Source organism: Streptomyces canus, from assembly GCF_030816965.1.
Classification (GTDB): domain Bacteria; phylum Actinomycetota; class Actinomycetes; order Streptomycetales; family Streptomycetaceae; genus Streptomyces; species Streptomyces canus_E.
Window position 1 is genome coordinate 8,658,626 of the sequence record NZ_JAUSYQ010000002.1, and the last position, 21,602, is coordinate 8,680,227.

Consider the following 21,602-nt stretch of genomic DNA (forward strand, 5'->3'; position numbering starts at 1 on the left):
CGTCGGGCGCTCGTGACACCACTTCAGCCCACCCTATTGACCGTTGGAAAGGACACAATGAGTTCATCAGAGGCTCAGGGCCCTCGGCAGGCACCTCCCGAGGCCGTGACACCGGAAGCGGGCACGATGGTGCCCCGCACGGGACAGGCCGTGGGTTCACCGGAGGTGGAAGCGGCCACTGCTGTCGGCGGAACGGCTCAGGCTCCGTCGGCCGCCGGGGGCGCGGCATCGCCGGTTCCCGAGCCGGAGCCCGCATCCCCGCTCGCCACAGGGGCGCGGGAGGCGGACGTGGCAGGAGCCACCGCCACCACCTCTGAACCGGGGGAGGCGGACGCGGAGAGCGTCACGGCTGCTGATGAGGAGGAGGCGGAAGAGGCGCCTGAGGGTACGGCCGAGGCTGCGTCGGCTGCCCCGTCGGGGAGGCCGCACAAGAGCCTGCTGGCCGGGGCGGCCATCGTGGGGACACTGTTGATGACCGTACCGTTCCTGGTGGGTGGTGACGGTGAGGACGCTCATGCGTCTCCGGCCGGTGCGACGCCCGGTACGGTGCTGGGCTCCCCGGGGGACGGAAGCGTCTATGGTGCCATCGGATCGGCGTCGCCGACCGATGGCGGCAAACCCGGGACGACTCATCCGGCCAGGCAATCCGCCGCATCACACGGCGCCGGGGACCCAGGAGCGCACTCGTCGGCATCCGGGAAGACGTCGACCGCCCGGCCGACGTCGTCGGCTTCCGGGACGCGGCCGACCGCCCGGCCGACGTCGAACAAGACCTCGTCCGCCACCACCAGAACGACATCGTCCGGTAGCTCCTCGGAGGTCGCGGATGTGTCCATCTGGAGCCATGCCTCGGGCCGTTGCATCGATGTCAGGGATGCCGGGGGCGATGGCACGCCGCTGCAGATCTGGGACTGCAACGGATTCGCGCAGCAGACCTGGCGCTTCATGAGTGACGGGACGGTGCGCGCGCTGGGGCTGTGCATGGACGTCGCCTGGGGCGGCACCGGCAACGGTGCGGTGATCCAGCTGGCCACCTGCAGTCATAATCCCGCCCAGCAGTTCCGGCTGAACTCCGCGCATGACCTGGTCAACCCGCAGGCGAACAAGTGCGTCGACGTGAAGAACCAGCAGACCGGCAACGGCACCCGCTTGCAGTTGTGGGACTGCAATGGCCGGGACAACCAGAAGTGGAGCGCCGGCTGACCCCGGCCGATCCGTTCCGTGACCCCCAAACGACAGAAGCAATAATGAGTGCGCGGCGTCGCACCGAACTCGTTGAGTTCGCCCGGCGGAACTCGGTTCACGAACAGCAGGTGATTTCCCACCTGCTGGACCGGCTCGAGGCTGGGATGCTGCTGGCGGCTTGGCTGGTGGCTGATCGCGGCATCGCCGGCTTCGAGCCGTGGCAGGCCGCCTCCGGCACGGGCGCGGACCTGTTGTGGCGCGTCCGCAAGGACAACGTGCTCCCGGTCCTCGAGGCCTTCGATGACGGCTCCCACTGTCCGAGATCGCGGCCACCGGCGACCGCGACCGCCGTGCCCCGGCCCGGGGCCGCCTCATCGAGTACACCCTCGGCCGCGAGGAAGACGACACGGTCTACCGGCTCGTCACTACCATCTGCGACCCGGGCGAGAGGCTCGCCACCGAGCTGGCGAGCCTCTACCACCAGCCGTGGGAGATCGACACCCTGGACGAGATCAAGGCCCATCAGGGCGGACCCCGCCCCGTCCTCCGCTCGCAACACCCCGACGGTGTTGAGCAGGAAATCTACGGCTTCGTCCTCGTCCACCACCCGCTCTGGGACGTCATGCACCACACCGCTCGCGAAGCCGGCCTCGACCCGGACCGGCTGTCCTTCCACCGCGGTGCAGTTTTCGTTGATGATGACGACTGGCCACTCCAGCGCCGTGCCCAGGGTCCGCGCTACAGCGTCTGCTCCGCCTCCGCGCCGAACCACCGTGGTCAGCTCGTAGTGCACGCTGCTGGCCTGCTCCATTGCCTGCCTCGGCGTGGCGAGTCAGCAGTGCTGGGGCCCCAAGAACTGACGACGAATTAGTGGCGCAGGATACCAGCGATGTTCAAGCCCGTCGTACCGCGGGCCCGAAACGCGGAACTGCCGGAACGCGGCTACGTACGATGTGCTTCGGTGATCCCTGGGAGGGCGATGGGGAGCCCTCCCAGGGGCGTCTCAGTCGCCTACAGCCTCCCTGAGGCGGGCTGCACGTCCCTGTCCCTGGGCGACACCATCGGCACCGGCACGCCCGGTCATGTTCTCGAACTCCTGGACATGGAACGAGGTATGGGCATCGCCTTCGAGCAGATCGCCCTGCACTTCCGCGATACCTATGGACAGCCCTCGCCAACGTCCAGGCAACACTGACTGCGGGCATCACCGAATTCGGCAGCTCCGCTGGAGGCATCGGCGCCCGTACGCCCGCAGCGCCACCGGCAACCTCGCCACGGAAGACCTGGTGCGGATTCTGAACGGACTCGGCATCCACATCGGAGTCGACCTGAACACCTTGGTCGGGACCAGCCATTGGATAGCCGAACACCTCGCCCGCCCGAGCCTCTCCTGGGTCGTCGCCGCTTTGTCCTGGATGAACACTTGCCGCATGCGGCTTCGTCCTGTGCGGCACCCCGATGTCCCTGATGCAGGCCCTGCACGCCGCAGGCAGGGACGATCTGCACGTGATCTCCAACAGCTGCGGCGTGCACGACCTGGGGGCTGGGCATCCTGTTGTGCCACTACCCGGCCTCCCGCGTCACCGCCTACTGCGCCAGTGAGAACCAGGGGGCGCCCACCTCTTGCTCTCGTCCCTCTCGCCCTCGACCGGAGTCAGAACCATCGAGCCACTTCGAGTTCAGGGTTCATCGACCTGGGGCAGGACGAGGCTTCTCCGGCTCCAACCGAGCTCATTAGGTCAGGACCTTGGAGTGAGGACGGTCCTCAAGCAGGGGCTTGATCTGGGCTCCCAGGGACGGCTGTTCGTGTCCGGAAGGGCCGATCCGCTTCCCATTCGACCCCTCCAGTGGACGGATTGCTCACAAGGCCCTGGTGGGCGTCGTACGGTGTGGTCGTTCGGCCGCCCCAGGTAACCCTCCCCCCCCCCGGTCCCGGGGCGGCCGTTCGGGCCGCCCCGGGTCCCACCTTATGACCCGGGGAGGCCGACTTCCCCGGAGAAGCCAAGGGGAAGGTCCCGCGATCAACATGCCGAGCGGCGGCGGGTGCCGAGTGGCCCCGCCTGTGGACCGAGCATGACGTAACAGCACTTTTGCCGTCGTCCCTAGGCGTCTCTCGGCGTCTGTTCGGTCAGGGGTTGCGGCGCGAGTCTGTTCGTGCGGAGGCCGGAGGGGCCACCGAACCGCGCCGACCGAGGTGGGTGACATGGAGCGGATGACCAGAAGGGGCGTCGAGTGGCTGACCGCTGCTGCCGATGACCCCGAGATGTGCCGTGCGACGCGGGCGATCCGCGCCGGCCCTACCTGCTGCCGACAAGGCGCCTCTTCGTAATGATCACTTGTCGCATGGGCCTGGAGGCCTTCGATCAACTGGTGCGCCGAGAGGCGCCGATCGGTCCCGTCATGATGGACCACGGATCGAAACAAGTGGGCTTCTTCCCCGACGCACGCGGTGGCGAATACTCCGCAGCAGCCCTCGCTGCTCGGGTTCGCTGAGCTCGCCCACGATCTGCAGGATCGGTTCCTTCTCGGAGCCCCGGCTGCGCCGAACCGCCCGTATCCCCGCAATGAGCTTCACACCCGCCACCTTGTCCAACGCCTCCCACGGTTCCTCGCATAGACGGTGATCGATCCAGCGGTCCCAGCCGGGGCCGCCAGACTCACCGATCGATCCCCGTTCTCTCAGCCACTTTTTCCAAGCAGTTCACCCTAGGAGATGCGAATGCAATTGCCCCGTGTCGCTCAGTGGCGCGGCAGGTTGGTGGCCGCGTCGTTGCTGCTTCTGATCCCTGTTCTGACCAACGGCCCGGCTGCGGCTGCGGCGCTGCCGTACAAGGACCCGAGCCAGCCGGTGTCTGTCCGAGTCGAGGACCTGCTCAGCCGGATGTCGCTCGACGAGAAGATCGGTCAAATGACCCAGGCCGAGCGCAAATCAGTCACCAACTCGGACATCACCGACTACCGCCTTGGCTCGCTCTTGTCCGGTGGAGGCTCGGCGCCAGCGCCCAACACAGCGACAGCCTGGGCCGATATGTACGACTCGTTCCAGGGCGCGGCACTGGCCACCCCGCTCAACATTCCCCTGATGTATGGCATAGACGCGGTGCACGGACACAACAACGTGTACGGAGCGACGATCTTCCCGCACAACATTGGCCTCGGCGCCGCCCGCGATCCCGGCCTGGTGCAGCGCATCGGCCGGGCGACCGCTGAAGAGGTCTCCGGTACCGGGATCGACTGGGACTTCGCCCCCTGTCTGTGCGTCGTGCGCAACGACCGCTGGGGAAGGACGTACGAGTCGTACGGCGAGACCCCCGACATCGCCAGCTCGATGGCCACGGAGATCACCGGCCTGCAGGGCTCCAAGCTCTCCGACTCCGGCTCGGTCATGGCCACCGCCAAGCACTACATCGGCGACGGCGGGACCACCGGCGGCGTGGACGAGGGCAATACCGAGCTGAGCGAGGCGGATCTGCGGGCCATACACCTCCCCCCGTTCCGAGAGGCGGTCGCCAGGCACGTCGGCTCGGTCATGGTCTCGTACAGCAGCTGGAACGGCCTGAAGATGCACGCCAACCGCTACCTGATCACCGATGTACTCAAGGGTGAACTGGGCTTTTCGGGCGTGGTCGTCTCGGACTGGAACGCCATTGACCAGATCGACGGGCAGGTCGGCTTCACAGCGGCGGAGGTCAGCACCTCCATCAACGCCGGCCTCGACATGATCATGGTGCCCGACGCGTGGAAATCGTTCATCTCCATGCTCAAGAGCGAGGTCCAGCTCGGCCACGTGCCGATGTCCCGCATCGACGACGCCAACCGCCGTATCCTCACCAAAAAGTTCGAGCTCGGCCTGTTCGAGCGGCCCTACACCGACCGCTCGTACACCGGCACCGTGGGCAGCGCCGCTCACCGGCTGATCGCTCGCGAGGCGGTGAAGAAGTCCCAGGTCCTGCTCAAGAACAAGTGGGGCATACTGCCGCTGCCCAAGACCGCGAGCAAGATCTTCGTCGCCGGCAAGAACGCCGATGACATCGGCAACCAGAGCGGCGGCTGGACCATCGACTGGCAGGGCCAGAGCGGCAACACAACCCCGGGCACGACGATCCTGCAGGGCATCCGGAGTACGGTGTCCTCGTCCACCACGGTCACCTATAACCGCTACGGAACCGGTATCGACGGCAGCTACAAAGCCGCTGTCGCCGTTGTGGGAGAGACCCCGTACGCGGAGTTCAAGGGCGATCGGCCGGGCTCGATGAGTCTGGACGCCGAGGACCTGTCCACCCTTGCCACCCTGAAGGCCGCGGGGGTACCGGTGATCGTGGTCACGGTCTCGGGGCGGCCGCTGGACATCGCGAGCGAACTGCCCAGCTGGGACGCCCTCGTCGCGGCGTGGCTCCCGGGAACCGAGGGCGCCGGGGTCGCGGACGTGCTCTTCGGCGACTACAACCCCACGGGCAAGCTGCCGGTGACCTGGATGCAGAGCGCAAGCCAGCAGCCCATCAACACCGGGGACGGCAAGACACCGTTGTTCCCCTATGGCGCGGGTGACAGTTTCCCGTCGACCCAGAACCCGTACGACGTCATCGGCGCGGCCTACTACGACGACCAGAGCGGCACCGGGCTTGAGCACTGCACCGACTCCGGGTGCGGCCAGGACGTCGGCTGGATCGCTGCGAACGATTACATCGGTTACTACGACGTGGACTTCGGTACCACCTCGCCCACCAGTGTGGTCACCAGGATCGCCTCCAACTCCTCGGTTAGCGGGTCACTCCAGTACCACCTCGACAGCCCAACGGGCCCTCTACTGGCCACCGTGTCCCTCAGTAACACCGGCGGCTGGCAGTCCTGGACGAGCCGTACGGCGAGTGTCACTGGGTCGGCCACCGGCGTGCACAAGCTGTATGTCGTGGCCAGCGGAGGCGGTGGAGCCGACCTCGCCAACCTCAACTGGTTCCAGTTCAACCACTAGGATCACCTGGCGGTGGCCGTGGATAACGGCGGCGTGTTCGTCGAGATAAACTCCCTCATTCGGAGCGGGGATTACCAGCCTCACTGATACCGCCGGCTGTGGCGAGGCATCCCGCGTCAAGGACCGCGAGATCATCAACGGTAGGATCCACAACACCCGCACTGGGAGATCATGCGGCAGTGGACGCAGAATGCCCCGTTGCCGCACCGGGAAACGGCATATACGTCGGTAGCCGGGACACCTCTGGGCCCGGCGAGATGCCTTCTGCCGTACGCACGGGGAACACCAGAGAGGCGGTGAAAGGAATTCCCCCTAATGTTCGCGGACCATCTGCGGTCTTTACGAACTGCCTGGCAAACCTCAGGGGTCTTTGATGTCTTCACATCGATGCGAGCATCCGTGATGAGGGTTCCACGTCGCGCCAGCTGACCTCGTACTTCGCGGCCCAGTGGCGGCAAAACCACCCTGATGCCGGCTACGTCCACCGCGACTTGGCTGCCCAGCCCATCCCCACCTCACCCATCCCGTGCGCGAGTACCTTCTGGACCCCAGCCGCGACCACGGTCAGACGGACGATGAGCTCGACGCCGGCACGATCGTGCTCGGCGTGCCGATGTATAACTACACCATCCCGTCGAGCGTCAAGGCTTGGGTCGACCTGCTGGTCAGTCACGGCAGCTGTAGTTCTTGATCACGGCTGGTCGTGACGGCGGTGTCGTTGCTGATGGCAGGCTGTCGCAACGGCTTGGTGGCGGCGGCGCCAGGCGGTCCAGTGCAGGACGTGATCGCGGTCACGGACTGGTGCGGGCAGTGTGAGGGCGCGCAGGAGACGGATGAGTTCGGGACAGGTCAGTGGGACGAGCTCAGGCCGCTCCTCGGTGGCCTCGTGGACGGCGGCAGCCGTAAGGGCGAGGACAGCGGCGGCGATCAGGGAGAACAGTGACCAGCGCATCCAGGAGTTCCAGCAGGTCACTTGACCCTGGTCGAGTCCGGTGAAGCCCTTGGCGAGTTGGAAGGTCTCCTCGATCCCCCACCTGCGGGAGATCACTTCCACGAGCGTGCCGAGCGAAACGTTGCCGGGAGCCCAGCAGCGGAAGTAGGACACCTCGCCGGTGTAGCGGTGCCGGCGCGCGACCAGAACGCTCGTCCCCGCTCCGTTCTCGTCGGGAGCATCGTCGGGGCGGACGTCGAGCCAGGCCCAGTCGTACTCACGGGTGCCCTTGGTGCCGTGTCCGGTCTGCCGGCGCATCCACTGTGCGGGCCCCACCTTGTTCATCAGTTTGCGGGCCTCCCGCCGGCGGCCTGCTCCGTCGGTGATCTGGTAGGAAGCGGCGATGCCAACCGTGTAACCGATCCCCAACGACCGGATACCCCGGCGTAGTTTGCGCCCGCAGTACACCTCGTCGCCTGCGAACCAGCGGGCCTCGATCCCCGTGGCGAGCGCGTCGGTGACCATGGCCAGCGCCTGCTGCGGTTTCGTCGCGAAGGCGATCTCCTCCGGCATCCCGGTCACCTCGCGGCGTTCCTCGTCCGCGGCCCAGTCCGCCGGGAGATACAGGACCCGGTCGATGATCACCTTCACTGTCGCCGTGACCGCCGCCAGGTGCACCGCCACCTGACACAGACCGACACCGCCGATCGCACCCGAGTACTGCCGTCCAGCCCCCACGCAGTCAGTGGAGGACTTCGCGTCGCCCGTCTCGTCCACCACCAGCACCACGTCCTGCCCGGCGAGTTCATCGGCAACCAGGCGGGCGATCTCCGCCCGGGCGCGTTCGTGGTCGAACCGGGAACCTGACAGCAGATGCTGCAGCCGGTGAGGGCCCGGATGCCCCAGCGCCGGCCCGAGCGTCCAACAGTTGCGCGTGTCCACCTCCAGCAGCAGCCCCGCGACCAACTCCGCCGCAGTCGCCCGCGCTTCACACCGCGCGAAGCAGCCCGCGACCGCCCTCATGGCCGTTCCGAACGTCTCACTCCACGCCTGCTCGACTATCGTGGCTTCCACGGCCACCGCGTCCTGATACGTCGTCACAAACGTTCGTGATCGCGGTGGCCGTACTCATGTCCGCACCCGGCTCTGCAAGGCGCTGATCAGTACAGATGCCAGAACTACAGCTGCCGTGAGGAGTTCGCGGGCCTCAGGGCGGCACAGGCCATTGGTCCAGGTGGCGAAGGCGTCCAGGGCAGCCGGGTAGTACTCGAACAGCAGGGAACGGAGCTGGTTGGCGATCTGCTGCCGGTTCCACAAGCGTCCTGCTGAGCGTGGGCCAGGACGGCGATCGCGCGGCCGAGGTCGCTGTCGCCTGGCAGGGGCCGGTGGGCGTGCATGTCGGTGCGGAGGATGTTCGCCAGGACGAGGGCGTCGCCGGGGTCGGACTTCTTGCGCGAGACGCTGTGCCGGTCGCGGTAGCGGGCAGCCGCCATCGGGTTGATCGCGTATACCTTCCGCTTCCCGGTCCGCAGCACCGCGACCAGCAGGCCGCGGGAGGTCTCGATTGCCACCGGGATCGGGTTCTCCTTGGTGTCTCCGTGCTCGTCGAGCAGTTCCAGCAGCAGCTTGTAGCCAGCCGCGTCGTCAGTGATGTGTCGCTTCGCCACCAGCGTGCCGGTGTCGTTGACCAGGGCGACGTCGTGGGTGCGTTCTGCCCAGTCGATTCCGCAGTAGATCAAGGTTTCCCTCCCTGATGTGCAGGTGTTTGCGCTGGTCACGAGCGCATGCGGGCCACGCGAGCGACCTAATCCCAGGCATCAACCGCCCTGCGGTGTGCCTCCACCTCACTAGTAGTGCTGCGTTACGTCGGGTGATCTCGCCTGGTGTTGGGCATCTTCTTGGCATGAGGCTGGGGGAAGTGGAACGACTCCGGGGTGAGTTATCGGGGTTCGTTGCCGATGTGTTCGCCTCGGTGCCGCGGCGGGATCAGCGGCGGTGGGGCGAGTGTTATCTGCGGGGCCTGATGCTGGATGGCCGGCGCAAGTCGGTCCAGCCGATGTCCGAGCGGCTGCCGGACGGGAACATGCAGGCCCTGCAGCAGTTCGTGAACCAGTCGCCGTGGGATCCGCTGCCGGTCAGGCAGCGGATCGCCGAGCGGCTGTCCGAGGTGATCACTCCTGAGGTGTGGGTGATCGACGACGTGTCGTTTCCCAAGTGCGGCAAGGCGTCGGTGGGGGTGGCCCGCCAGTACTGCGGAGCGGTCGGGAAACGGGCGAACTGCCAGGTCGCGGTCAGTGTCCATGCCGCCACCGACACCGCCTCGTGCCCACTGCAGTGGCAGTTGTATCTGCCGCGTGAGTGGACGGACGAGCCGGACCGTTGCCGCAGGGCGGGGGTCCCCGACGACGTGGTGCAGCAGGAGAAGTGGCGTCTGGCGCTCGGCCTGCTGGACACACTCGCCGAGTGGCAGTTGAAGGCGCAGGTCCTGGTCGCCGACGCCGGCTACGGCGTCAGCACCCCATTCCGGCTCGGTCTCCAGGAACGAGGGCTGTCCTATGTCCTGGCCTTGAACGGGAAGGAAGTTGCCCACCCGGAGGATGTTGAGCCGCACCAACCTGCTTATGGCGGGCTCGGACCGCCCACCCTTCCCCGCTACCGCACCCCACCGCGAGCCGTCTGCGTCCTCGCAGCGCAGGCGGGTGCGGAGCGGTTCACCAAGGTGACCTGGAGGCAGGGCAGCAAAGGCGCGATGACTTCGCGGTTCGCGGTGCTGACAGTGCGGCCCGCCGGCAAGCAGTCCCTGGCCGCAGCTCAGGAGGCGGGCGGCGGCCGCAACCGTTGGGACGGCGTCCTGCCCGTCCAGACCCTCCTGGTCGAATGGCCGGACGGCCAGGACACTCCGACGAACTACTGGATATCGAACCTGCCCGCCACCACTCCGGTCGCTGACCTGGTGCGGTGGGCGAAGATGCGCTGGCGGATCGAGCACGATTACCGCGAGCTCAAGCACGGCCTGGGACTGGACCACTTCGAGGGCCGCACCTGGCGCGGCTGGCACCACCACGTCACCCTCGTCACCGCCGCTCAGGCATTCCTCACCCTCCGGCGGCTCGACCCAAAAGTCCGCACACCGGCCTAACTCTCTACCAGGTCCTCGACGTTCTTCAGGACCTGCTGAGGTGCTGGACCGGTACCTGCACCACCTGCGGACGCCTCCTGCCCCGCCCTCGGAGCAGCCGCAGACAGCCCACAACCTAACGAAGCACTACTAGTGTCCTGCGCCAGAGATCCGTCGACAGAAGCGGGCGAGGGAGTCGAGGATCTCCTCGGCTGTCTTGGTCCAGATGAACGGCTTGGGGTTTTTGTTCCACTCTTTGACCCAGGCTCGGATGTCGGCTTCCAGGGCCTGGATGTTCTTGTGTGCGCCGCGGCGGATCATCTGGTGGGCCAGGTAGCCGAACCACCGCTCGACCTGGTTGATCCACGAGCTGCCGGTCGGGGTGAAGTGGAGCTCGAACCTGGGGTGTTTGGCCAGCCACATCTTGATCGCGGGTGTCTTGTGGGTGCCGTAGTTGTCCACGATCAGGTGCACCTGCAAGTGAGCGGGCACCTCCTTGTCGATCCGGATCAGGAACTTCTTGAACTCCGCGGCCCGGTGCCGGCGGTGCAGGGCGGTGATGACTTCGCCGGTGGCGACGTCGAACGCGGCGAACAAGGTGGTCAGGCCGTTGCGGACGTAGTCGTGGGTGCGCCGCTCGGGCATGCCCGGCATTATCGGCAGCACCGGCTGGGACCGGTCCAGAGCCTGGATCTGCGACTTCTCGTTCACCGAGAGCACCACCGCGCCCTCCGGCGGGTTGAAGTACAGGCCGACGACGTCGTAGACCTTCTCCACGAACAGCGGGTCGGTGGAGAGTTTGAAGGTGTCCGCGAGATGCGGCTTGAGCTGGAACTGCCGCCAGATCCGGCCCACGGTCGATTTCGACAGACCACTGTGCTCGGCCATCGATTTCCGAGACCAGTGGGTGGCGTTCTTCGGCACCTGTTCCAGCGTGGTGACCACTACCGCCTCCACCTGATCCACGCTGATGGTGGGAGGCCGGCCCGGCCTTGGCTCATCGGCCAGACCGTCCAGCCGCTCGGCGAGGAAGCGACGCCGCCACTTGCGCACGGTGTCCGCAGTCACCCGAAGCTCCCGGGCAACCGCGACGATCGGCGGCACTTCAGACCCCGCACACGCCAGCACAATCCGCGCCCGCAAGGCCAGGGCCTGGGCCGATGTCGCCCGACGCGTCCACCGCTCCAACTCCGCCCGTTCCTCAGCAGACAGCAGCAACGGTTCCAGCTTCGGGCCTCGACGGGGAGCTGACGCACCAGCAGCAGAAGTCATACCACTACTAACGATCAACTACTGGCGCAGGACACTAGGACTTGTCCGGGCGATCACGTGCGAAGCCAGATGATGAGGGCTGCCGCGGTGGCCGTGGCGAGGTAGACATAGTCGCGCTTGATGCCCCTATGGATGTCAACCGGCGGGGACTGGTGCCGGGGCTTGCTTTCTGGCTGTGAGCAGGGCTTGGTAGATCTCGCGGGCCACGTAGCGTTTGAGGCATCGGATGGCTTCGCGTCGTGTCTTGCCCTCGCTGACTCGTCGTTCCACGTAAGAACGGGTGCGGGTGTCCCATCGCAAACGGGCGATGACGATGGTGTAGAGCGCTGAATTGGCCTGGCGGTCGCCGCCGCGGTTGAGTCGGCGGCGCTGGGTCTTTCCAGACGATGCTTCCACGGGGCTGGCACCGCAGAGGGCGGCGAATGAGGCCTCGCTCGCCAGGCGGTCGGGGTTGTCGCCGGCCGCGGTCAGCAAGGCTGCTGCCGTGTCCGGACCGACACCGTAGAGCTCCAGGAGCTTGGGTGCGCAGGCATCGATCGCTGTGCTGATCCGTGCCGTGAGGTCGTTGATCTCCTCGGTGAGATGCAGGATTCGCTTGGCCAGGAGCCGGAGCGTGTGGCGGGATGCCGCCTGCGGCCCCGTGCCGGGCGCGGGCCGCAGCTGCGAACACCGGCGGATGAGTTTGGGGTTGCTCAGCCCGGCCAGTGACTCACGCAAGGCCGGCTCTGCCGCCACGAGCACGGCCTTGAGCTGGTTGATGGCCATGGACCGGGACTTGACCGCGGAGGTCTTGGCCATCTTGAACAGCCGGATTGTCTCCACCGGGCCGTCGGTCGTCTTGGCGGTGGCTGTGGCTCGGCCGGAGAGGACTGCCCGGGCGGCGGCTGCCGCATCGATGGAGTCGGACTTGCCGTGTCGGCGTCGGGCGGCCTTGTCGGGCTGGTTGACCTCGGTGACCGTGATGCCTTCTTGGTGCAGATAGCGGGTGAGGGCGGCTCCGTAGGAGCCGGTGCACTCTACTCCGGCCTGCCGTAACAGCCCGAAAGCACGTGCCCAGGACAGCAGTTGGCGATAGCCCTCCCGGGTCGTGGGGAAGCTTCGCGTGTCCAGCAGAAAACCGGTGCTAGTGATGACCGCAGCCACGTGGACATCTTTGTGCGTGTCGACTCCGAGCAGGACCTGTTCGTGCTGATCAGTTGTGTCGTGACGTGGATGGCTCTGTTGAGTCATGCTGGGCATGGTCGCCTGTCTCCTGATCGCCTCGGGAAACGCCGGTGGCTGACGCCGGAACGGTGTGGCGGTCAGGACTGTGACGGTGCCTGTCGCGAAGGCCCCTATCGGGACACGCCCACCGTTTCGGTGACAGCACGCACCGCCTCAGGCAGCAGCCGGCAGATCAAACGCAAGGCACCAGGGCCAGTCGTATCGCGGGCCAGACCACCACCCAAGGCGGCACCCCACCATCCTCACAGTCGTAACGGGTGGCGACGGCTCTGAACTGCTTCAACTTCCCGATGGCCCGCTCCACCGTGTTGCGCTCCTTGTACCGGGCCTTGTCGAAGCCCGGGGGCCGTCCGCCGCGTGAACCCCGGCGCAGACGTGCGGCCTTGTGGTCCTTCTTCTCCGGGATCACATGCCGGATGCCTCGCTTGCGGAGGTAGGCGCGGATCTTACGGTTGCTGTATGCCTTGTCGGCACTCACGCTGTCCGGCGTGCGACGAGGCCGGCCGAGTCCCATGCGGGGAACGCGGATCTTGTCCATGACCGGCTCGAACTGGGTGCAGTCCGCCCGCTGGCCTGGCGTGACGAGCAAAGCCAGTGGGCGGCAGCGGCCCTTCCGCGGCAATGTGGATTTTGCAGGTCAGCCCGCCGCGGGAACGGCCGAGTGCTTCGCCTGCCGCACCGCCGCCTCCAGCAGGTCGCGCAGGCTCACCACCGCCGACAGATGCTGAACCGATCTTCGCGGAGCCCCTTTTGAAGAGCCCGGCAGCAACGGCGGTGGATCCTTGGGCGCGCCCGCTGCGTGCTGATGAGCACGGGCGACCGTGGAATCGACGTTGATGTTCCAGTCGATGTCGCCCTCGGCGTCGGCGGCGGCTTGGACGTGCCGCAGGAGCATCTCCCAGGTTCCGTCGGCCGACCACAGCGCGTGCCGCTTGTGGACGGTCTTCCACGGGCCGAAGCGTTCGGGCAGCTCGCGCCACTGTACGCCCGTGCTCAGCCGGTGAATGATCCCGTTGATCACCTGCCGGTGATCCCGCCACCGGCCCCACCGGTTGTTGCTGACCGGCAGCAGAGGCTCCAGCACGGCCCACTCACCGTCCGTCAGATCCCCCCGACTCATCATGACCAGAACAACGAGCTAACTGATCGAAGAGACACGCCCTAGATGTCACAGCCCGGCACTCGAACATCCCCAAGAACAACTGCCCCTTGGGAGCGTTCTTAGCAACGGATTAGGGCCTCTTGGTAGCTCGGGGTTGCGAAGCCAACCGAGATCCAGGAGACCCTGTTGCCGCAGTGGTACGCGCCCGAGCCCGCCCGCTTCAACTCGCCCGCTGTGTCGTGCGATTGCCTCGCGCACGTGTACGGCAACGCGGCTGATCATCCGGACCGGGTGCGCCGGTATCCGTCGGACATGACGGACGCGGAGTGGGCGGAGGTCCGAACAGGCAGCCGAGACCTGGGACCACCTCTTCACCACCATCGGGCACCACTTCGGCCGTGTCGAACCCCGCCGCCGGATGCGGGACTACGTGCGCGGGCGGCCGTCAGCGGCCAGGGCACGAGCGGGCCGCAGATGGCCGACGACCGCGTCACCTCCCAGGACGGGCATGCTGGCGAACTCGGCGACGGCTGCCGGAACGACGCCGCAGCGCGTCAGCGCCGCCGTGGTCACCGGCACGCGCGCGCGGCCGGCGCCGTCCGCGATCTTCACGCGCTTCACCGCTATCCGGCGCCGTCCGCGATCTTCACCGCTATGGCCCGTCCGTCGTCAAGGGCGGCGACCTGCACGCCTTCGAAGCCGTCCTTGGTCAGCAGCCCCGGCACGGCACGCATCAGTGACGCGACATCGCGGCCCGAACCGGAGGCCATCTCGGGGTGCTCGCGCATCGCGTCGGCCACGCGCGCCTCAGCAGTGCCCGGCGCGGCCGTAGCGATTCGGGCGGCGGCGCGGGCCAGGCCGTGCAAGGAAATCGAGAACAGCGGTGCACCGCAGCCGTCGGCCGTCACCTGGGCGATGCGCTGGCCGGTCAGTTCCTCCACCCTCTCGGCCACAGCCCGCTGCAGCGGATGCGCGGCGTCGAGATAGTCCTCCAGCGGCCAGCCACGCAGTCGCGCTGTCAGCAACATGGCTGCGTGCTTGCCGGAGCAGTGCTGCGCGATCCGGGAGGGCAGGCGCCCTTGCCGGATCCAACTCTCCCGTACGACCGGGTCGTAGGGCAGGTCCGGGAGGTTGCGCAGCGCGTCCTCACCCAGCCCGGCCAGATCCAGGATGCGCCGGGTGCCGGCGAGATGCTGCTCCTCGCCGGAGTGGGTGGCCGCAGCCAGCGCAAGCAGCTCTCCCTCCAGTGGCAGGCCGGCCCGCACCAGGGCCGTCGCCTGGACGGGGTTGAGCGCCGAACGGGGACAGAAGGCCGCCTCGATGTCGCCGATTTGCAGCTCCACCCGCCCGTCGGCCGCCAGCACGACGACTGAGCCGTAATGGCTGCTCTCGATCACATCACCGCGGAACAGGTGGGCCACCGGCGCATGAAGGGGCTCTCGAACTACTGGTGCCTCGGCAGGAGAGCCATCCCGCTTCGCTGATGACGTGAACACCCGAAGCATCTGTTCCGCCGGATGGCGAATTACATCTTCGGATGTGGTGAGTGTGAGCGGCTCTGGTTTCCGGGATTTCATGGGAAAAACACCCCTTGGGTTCTGCGGAAAGAAGGGGGGACGCTGCGCCCTCAGGTCACTCACCGAAAGACCGTGGTGTGAGTGTCGAAGGACGGCCGGCTGTCGACTGTGATGTCCCACTCAATCGATCGCGCGCAGGCGGCAACGTGCTGGTTGGTGCTCCCGTCGGCCTACTGCTCTTTTTCGTCCTCGGTGTGGAGGACAGTAGTACGCCACGTGCTTCGCGTCACTACATCTGAGGGGAACTTGAGCTAATCGTCAAACGGAATACGTCCGTGACCTTCTTTCCCCTTGACGCGGCCCCAGGGGATCCGTGTGGATTCTTTAGTGGACCGAAAGGAGTCGGCATGAGACTGCTTCTCGTCGAGGACGACATTCACGTGGCTGGTGCCCTCTTGGCGCTACTGTCGCGGCACGGCTTCGAAATAGTGCATGCCTGCAACGGCAGGGAGGCGCTCCAGAGCCTGCTGGCGGACGACGCACTTCCCTTCAGTGTCATCCTGCTCGACCTCGGACTGCCCGACCAGGACGGCTACGAGGTGTGCGGCAAGATCCGCAAGCGGACCGGTACTCCGTTGATCATCGTGACGGCGCGCTCCGACGTACCGTCCCGAATACGCGGTCTCAACCTCGGAGCCGACGACTACGTGGTGAAGCCGTACAGCGTCGGGGAACTGCTCGCCCGTATCCATGCCGTGAGCCGACGCACCGTGCCCCTTGTGGGAGCGGGGCGTGGCAGGAGCGATCTACGGTTCGGGCCCGTGCACATCGACTTGCCCGCCCGCCGGGTGACCGTCGGCGGGTCAGCCGTGGAGCTGACCCTCAAGGAGTTCGAGCTGCTCGTACTGCTCACGCAGAGGCCGGGTGTTGCCTTCCGCCGGGATCAGATCATCAGCGAGGTGTGGCAGAGCAGTTGGCAGGGCACGGGTCGCACCCTGGAGGTTCATGTAGCCTCCCTGCGCACCAAGCTGGGAATCCCCGCCCTCATCGAGACCGTGCGCGGCGTGGGCTATCGGCTCGTCGCCCCGATGCCGTAGCCACGCTCGAGTTGGGCCCGGCGGTTTCATGTGTGCTTGGCCGGCCGGCGGCGCGGGTCGCATGTTGAGTGCGGCGACGTAGTAGATGCACGGCAGGGCTGGGATTGACGTAGGCGTGCGTGATGTCGGCGCGAAGTGCAGGCCGGACAACACGGCGAGGCTGCGCGCATCAACAGTCGCCTGGTACCGGGGCATCAGGTGGCACTGTCACGTTGGTTGATGGCGTGGGATGATCTTCGGGTTGATCATGCTGGAGGGGCCGTCCGTGGAGAGCGCACCGCCGTCGTACAGGGGGCACCGGTACCCGGTCGAGATCATCTCCCACGCGGTGTGGCTGTACCACCGCTTCCCCCTCAGTTTCCGCGAGGTCGAGGAGCTCATGCTCGAGCGCGGAGTGGTCGTCTCCTACGAGACGGTGCGGCGGTGGTGTCTGAAGTTCGGGCAGGCCTATGCCAACGCGCTGCGCCACCGGCAACCTGGGCCCGGGGACAAGTGGCACCTGGGCGAGGTCTTCGTCAGGATCAACGGCGAACAGTGGTACCTGTGGCGGGCCGTCGACCAGGACGGGACGGTGCTGGACATCCTCGTGCAGAACCGCCGGGACAAGGCCGCGGCCAGGCGCTTCTTCCGCAGGCTCCTGAAGAAGACCGGTGCTGTGCCGCGGGTGATCGTCACCGACAAGCTCCGCTCCTACGGCGCGGCCCACCGCGAGGTCATGCCCTCCGTGGAGCACCGCTCTCACAAGGGCCTGAACAACCGGGCCGAGAACAGCCACCAGCCAACGAGGCAACGCGAACGCGCGATGAAGGGCTTCCGCTCCGTCGGCGCAGCCCAGCGGTTCCTGTCCGCGTTCAGCGGCATCTCACCCCACTTCCGGCCCCGCCGCCATCTGATGACCGCCGTCGACTATCGAGCCGAGATGACCGTCCGCTTCGCGATCTGGGACCAGGTCACTGGCGCCGCCGTCCAGCCCACCACGCCCTGAGCACCCGGCCGGAACCCGGCCCACCACACCCCGACGCACCGTCAGACACCCACACACCCAACAACGTGACAGCGCCCCCCGCTGCCCCGCCCCGTGTGTTGGACGACTCTCTGTATGAGCACGAAGGTGGTGGTTGGCGACACTCGCGGTGGGCATGAGTGTTGATCTTGGTGGGCAGTCTGATCTTGCTTCGTGCGCGACGACATGGTGTGCACGAGGTGGAGGTGCGGAGTGCGGTCCACCCCCCTACCCTCACGCTCGCTCATGACCAACATGATCCCCGACCACCAGAGCCAGGAGAGATGCCCTCCCCAACAGGTTTCTCCAGCCGCCCCCGATCGCCGAGACGCCAAGCGACACCGCGTGCATGAAGCCGACACCGTGTTCACGACGACCCCGGCGGCCTGACGGCCGCCGGGGTCGTTTCATCCCGTCCCATCGACAACCACAGCGTCGCCTTGGCGCACACCTTCAGCGTCGCTCAACACCCGTGCGCAGTGGCCGTGGTGTTCTTCACGTACGGCCCGCGGGACGCGGAGCCGGAGGTGAATGCGTAGCGGTTTGGGTATTCTCCCCCATTTGCTGCACCGAAACCAACCGACATGCTTGCCTACTGATCGAACCTGCGTGGCGCTTGGATGCCTGCAGGTACGCGGGCCCGACACGCCCCTCCGACAAAGGTTTGGATCTATGACGCTTTCCCTTCCTCTGCCTATAGCTGCCCCTGCCGACGCCTTGAGGCCGCGCGCGTGCATCGCCGCGGCAGCTGGGTGGGCTGAGGAGTGGCCGATGCCTGAGAAGAACGCTTACCGCCGGCTGCCCGCGAACTGATGAGGGTGAGCCGCTCAAATTGAGATCTTGCATTGCGATACTCGTTGGAGGAACCGTGAAGTCGGTGCGTGCGGCGGTGCAAGCGGTGGATCCGCTCACCAAGGCCGGTCTGGCGGCGTGCTTGGGGAGAGGTCCGCAGGTCACCGTGACGGCCATGGAGGAGGCCGAGGCCGTGGTGGTCGCGGTCAGCTCGGTCGGCGCCTCGGAGCTGGGCCTGCTACGTGGTCTGCCCGCACCGGCGGAGGCCCGTTTCGTGCTGGTTGCCGACGGCGGCTGGTACGTCGACCCGGCCGTTGTGGCAGAGCATCGGGTGCGGGCGGTGCTGTGGCGAGCCGAGGCGGAATGCGCGTCGCTGGTGCACGCGGTGCGCGCCGTGGCGGTCGGGCAGGCGTGTCTGCCCCCGCTCATCCAGGGTCGGCTGCTGGATCAGATCGAATACGTCCATCGTGAGGTCCTCAGTCCCAAGGGGTTGACCGCCTCCGGGCTCAGCTGCCGGGAGATCGACGTCCTGCGTCTGCTCTCGGAAGGAATGACCCTGTCCGAGATCGCCGTCAAGCTGAGCTACTCCGAGCGCACCATCAAGAACATCGTGTCCGCCGTCATGATCCGCTTCGGCTTGCGTAACCGGGTGCAGGCGGTGTCGTATGCCATCCGTGCCGGGCACATATGATCGGCGGCCCTGGCTCCGCCACCGCCACGGACGGTTCCCTCCGTTGTTGAACCTGAGGGGGAAGCGGTGGTACAGCCACACCGCATGGGAGATGATCTCGACCGGGTACCGGTGCCCCCTGTACGACGGCGGTGCGCTCTCCACGGACGGCCCCTCCAGCATGATCAACCCGAAGATCATCCCACGCCATCAACCAACGTGACAGTGCCCTCGGAGGTGTTCTTCAGCAGGACCAACGATCATGTAACGGCCTCCCGGACGCCGCATTGTCGGGGATGCTCACCGGGCAGGACTGCCGTACGGGCGGGTCATTCGGGTTGCTGGGTGGCCCAGGTGGCGATCTGGGCGCGGGAGGTGAAGCCGAGCTTGGTGAGGATGTGCTCGACGTGGCCTTCGGCGGTCCGTCGGGAGATCACCAGTTTGGCGGCGATCTCCTTGTTGCTCAGGCCCTGCGCGATCAGGGCCGCTACCTCGCGCTCCCGGCGCGTCGGTGTGAGCGCCCCGCCCGCCGCAGGCCCGGTCCTGATCCTGGCCGGGGCTCGGGTCGGCGCTTTCTCGCCCAGGGCATAGACGTAGGCATCCTCCCAGGAGAAGTCCTCGCCGATTGTGACGGCCGCCTGGAACGCGGCCTGCCCCAGTGCCTGGCGAGCCCGCTCCACGCACCGGTCGCGGGCGGCGAGCTCCCGGGGCGCCAAGAAAAGCGGAGAGGTCTCCAGGACATTCCAGTGGAGTCGCGCCGCACCGAGCAGCCGGGCCGCCCGCTCGTGCCGGCCTTCCTCGCCCGCGATCCAGGCCAGCGCCTCGAGGCTGAAGCCGCAGCTGAGCCGATCGTTGAAGGCGCGCCCGAGGCGGAGGCATTCCTGCAGCAGCGCAGTGGCGCGGGGTAGGTTTCCCTGGCGGAGCATCTCGAGGCCGACGATCCACAGGGGGTAGGCCCTCCCCCAGGTGTTGCCGACGTCCTCCCACAGAGCGATCGCCTCTTCCCCGAGTTCGACGGATCGCGGGTCGCCGAACAGAGAGGCTGCCCGGGCGAGCACTACTAGCGAAAGTGCGGTGCCGACGCGGTCGCCGAGTGCTCGATGGCGCTGCAGTGCCTCGGTGGCCACGGCGATGCCGCCGGGCAGGTCGCCTTGGCTCATGGTGCACACGGCGGTCCACATGAGAGTCCGGGCCAGGGCGGACTGATCGCCGAGCCGCTCGGCAAGGGCTCTTCCTTCCGCCAGCAGGGCAACGGCCTGAGCGGTGTCCTCCTGCTGGTTGGTGAACCAGCCGGCGACCCACAGCGCTTTGGCCCGCTCGGGGCTGTCCTGGGTGTCCTGCGCGAGAGCCCGGCCGAGCCAGCTCCTGCCTTCGGTGAGGGCGCCGGCGAAGTTCCAGTACAGGCACAGTGCGCCGGCCATCGCCAGCGCCGTCCTGCTGTGACCGGAGTCGTTCAGGCTGTATTCCAGGGCGGCGCGGACATTCGCATGGTCGGCCTCCAGCCGCGCCACCCACGGCTGTTGGCGGGCGTCGGACCAGTCGTTCTCACCTTCCCACACCAAGCGCCGGAACCAGTCGAGGTGCCGGCCCCGCCAGAGGTGCTCCTGGCCCCCGTCGGCCAGCTTCTCCCTCCCGTACAGGCGCAGCGTCTCAAACAGCCGGTAGCGCGTACTCGTGCCCCGTTCCTCGCAAGGCAAGATCGACTTGTCCACCAGCCCGGTCACCAAGTCGAGGATCTCCGGGCCCCCGATACCATCGCCGGAGCACACCTCCTCGGCCGCCTCCAGGTCGAAGCCGTCGCGGAAGACAGACAGGCGCGTCCACATTTGCCGCTCCTGCTCGGAGCACAGGTCAAAGCTCCAGTCGATCGTGGCGCGCAGAGTCTGCTGCCGGCGTGCGGCGGTTCGGTATCCGCTGGTCAGCAGCCCGAGCCGGTCATCGAGCCGATGCAGGATCTCCTGGGCCGACATCGCCCTTGCTCGCGCCGCCGCCAATTCGATGGCCAGGGGAATCCCGTCCAGCCGGTGGCAGATCTCGCCGATCACCTGGATCTTGTCCGCGGTCAGCACGAAATCCGGACGCACTGACTCCGCGCGCTGGGTGAACAGGCTCACCGCCTCGCACCCCTGCGGCGGGTCCTTGGGGCCGGGCAGTGACAGGGGTGGCACGGGCAGGGTGGTTTCGCCCCGTACCCCCAGCCCCTGACGGCTCGTGGCCACGACCTTCAAACCTGGGCTGGCTTCCAGCAGCGCGCCGACCAGCGCGCTGCACGGATCGATTAGGTGCTCGCAGTTGTCCAGGACCAGCAGCACCTGCCGGCCCGCCAGGTGGTCGCGCAGGATCTCCAGCGGCGGACGGGGCGAGTGCTCGCGCAGCCCCAGCGCGTCCACGACCGTCTGGCCCAGCAGCGTGCCGTCCGTGAGCTGGGCCAACTCCACCAGCCACACCCCGCCCGAGAAGGCGCGGCGTACCTGCGCGGCGACCCTGAGCGCCAGCCGCGTCTTGCCGATCCCGCCCGGACCCGTCAGCGTGACCAGCCGGCCACACGACAGCAGGTCCTTGGCCTGGGACGCCTCACGCCGCCGACCGACGAAGCTCGTCAGTTCATTCGGCAGCATCCCCACAGTCCGAGAGCCGCTGGTCATGACCGAAGCCTATCCCACGGGCCCGGCACCAGGCCAGGCATCAAGATCGGCGACGTCATCGGCCCGGCGCCGCC

General features: G+C 67.1%; 13 protein-coding genes and 5 pseudogenes. 9 read left to right on the forward strand and 9 right to left on the reverse strand.

The genetic code is table 11. The features are described 5' to 3' along the window. The first annotated feature begins 288 nt into the window (after positions 1–288). The gene (locus QF027_RS40455; RefSeq protein WP_307080398.1) at positions 289–1,203 is read left to right on the forward strand and encodes an RICIN domain-containing protein; all 915 of its coding nucleotides are present in this window, start codon (positions 289–291) and stop codon (positions 1,201–1,203) included. A 97-nt stretch (positions 1,204–1,300) separates the two neighbouring features. On the opposite strand, the gene QF027_RS40460 is transcribed toward QF027_RS40455, so the two are convergent. After that, a complete protein-coding gene (locus QF027_RS40460) occupies positions 1,301–1,978 on the reverse strand; it encodes a hypothetical protein (protein WP_307080400.1) in 678 nt (225 codons plus the stop codon). Positions 1,979–2,164: 186 nt separating this feature from the next. Here QF027_RS40460 and QF027_RS40465 point away from each other — a divergent pair, with 186 nt between their 5' ends. From QF027_RS40465 to QF027_RS40475, 4 genes and pseudogenes are all read left to right on the forward strand, one after another. Next, positions 2,165–2,380: a hypothetical protein gene (locus QF027_RS40465; protein ID WP_307080401.1), complete on the forward strand. Its 216-nt coding sequence runs from the start codon at positions 2,165–2,167 to the stop codon at positions 2,378–2,380. Positions 2,381–2,619: 239 nt separating this feature from the next. Beyond that, positions 2,620–2,787, forward strand: a pseudogene (locus tag QF027_RS49825) (hypothetical protein); the annotation flags it as partial. Positions 2,788–3,904: 1,117 nt separating this feature from the next. After that, entirely contained in the window at positions 3,905–6,157 is a 2,253-nt protein-coding gene (locus QF027_RS40470) for a glycoside hydrolase family 3 N-terminal domain-containing protein (protein WP_307080403.1), read from the forward strand. 526 nt (positions 6,158–6,683) lie between these two features. Then, positions 6,684–6,848 carry an NAD(P)H-dependent oxidoreductase gene (locus tag QF027_RS40475; protein WP_307080405.1) on the forward strand — a complete coding sequence of 55 codons (165 nt, stop codon included), beginning with the start codon at positions 6,684–6,686 and terminating at the stop codon, positions 6,846–6,848. Here the strand turns inward: QF027_RS40475 and QF027_RS40480 are convergent, their stop codons facing one another. Together QF027_RS40480 and QF027_RS40485 are read right to left on the reverse strand one after the other, a co-directional pair. Beyond that, positions 6,849–8,189, reverse strand: a complete 1,341-nt coding sequence (locus QF027_RS40480; protein WP_444876103.1) for an IS701 family transposase — start codon at positions 8,187–8,189, stop codon at positions 6,849–6,851. 81 nt (positions 8,190–8,270) lie between these two features. Further along, positions 8,271–8,827, reverse strand: a pseudogene (locus QF027_RS40485) (IS110 family transposase); the annotation flags it as partial. A gap of 164 nt (positions 8,828–8,991) precedes the next feature. Here QF027_RS40485 and QF027_RS40490 point away from each other — a divergent pair. Then, the gene (locus QF027_RS40490; RefSeq protein ID WP_307080408.1) at positions 8,992–10,227 is read left to right on the forward strand and encodes an IS701 family transposase; all 1,236 of its coding nucleotides are present in this window, start codon (positions 8,992–8,994) and stop codon (positions 10,225–10,227) included. A 129-nt stretch (positions 10,228–10,356) separates the two neighbouring features. Here QF027_RS40490 and QF027_RS40495 read toward each other — a convergent pair whose 3' ends face one another. From QF027_RS40495 to QF027_RS40510, 4 genes and pseudogenes are all read right to left on the reverse strand, one after another. Further along, positions 10,357–11,478 carry an IS630 family transposase gene (locus tag QF027_RS40495; RefSeq protein ID WP_307080410.1) on the reverse strand — a complete coding sequence of 374 codons (1,122 nt, stop codon included), beginning with the start codon at positions 11,476–11,478 and terminating at the stop codon, positions 10,357–10,359. A 135-nt stretch (positions 11,479–11,613) separates the two neighbouring features. Further along, complete coding sequence (locus tag QF027_RS40500; protein WP_444876104.1) at positions 11,614–12,717, reverse strand: IS110 family transposase; 1,104 nt, start codon at positions 12,715–12,717, stop codon at positions 11,614–11,616. A gap of 157 nt (positions 12,718–12,874) precedes the next feature. Continuing rightward, positions 12,875–13,822, reverse strand: a pseudogene (locus QF027_RS40505) (IS5 family transposase). A gap of 408 nt (positions 13,823–14,230) precedes the next feature. Next, positions 14,231–15,309 (reverse strand): annotated as a pseudogene (locus tag QF027_RS40510) (asparaginase). A gap of 419 nt (positions 15,310–15,728) precedes the next feature. Here QF027_RS40510 and QF027_RS40515 point away from each other — a divergent pair. From QF027_RS40515 to QF027_RS40525, 3 genes are all read left to right on the forward strand, one after another. Then, a complete protein-coding gene (locus QF027_RS40515) occupies positions 15,729–16,418 on the forward strand; it encodes a response regulator transcription factor (RefSeq protein WP_307080412.1) in 690 nt (229 codons plus the stop codon). A gap of 247 nt (positions 16,419–16,665) precedes the next feature. Further along, on the forward strand, positions 16,666–17,403 hold the full coding sequence (locus tag QF027_RS40520; RefSeq protein WP_307082674.1) for an IS6 family transposase: 738 nt from the start codon (positions 16,666–16,668) through the stop codon (positions 17,401–17,403). 985 nt (positions 17,404–18,388) lie between these two features. Continuing rightward, entirely contained in the window at positions 18,389–18,904 is a 516-nt protein-coding gene (locus QF027_RS40525; RefSeq protein ID WP_307080413.1) for a helix-turn-helix transcriptional regulator, read from the forward strand. A 42-nt stretch (positions 18,905–18,946) separates the two neighbouring features. On the opposite strand, the pseudogene QF027_RS40530 reads toward QF027_RS40525, so the two are convergent. Beyond that, positions 18,947–19,048 (reverse strand): annotated as a pseudogene (locus QF027_RS40530) (IS6 family transposase); the annotation flags it as partial. A 164-nt stretch (positions 19,049–19,212) separates the two neighbouring features. Beyond that, on the reverse strand, positions 19,213–21,528 hold the full coding sequence (locus tag QF027_RS40535) for an ATP-binding protein (RefSeq protein WP_307080415.1): 2,316 nt from the start codon (positions 21,526–21,528) through the stop codon (positions 19,213–19,215). Between the last annotated feature and the right edge of the window lie 74 nt (positions 21,529–21,602).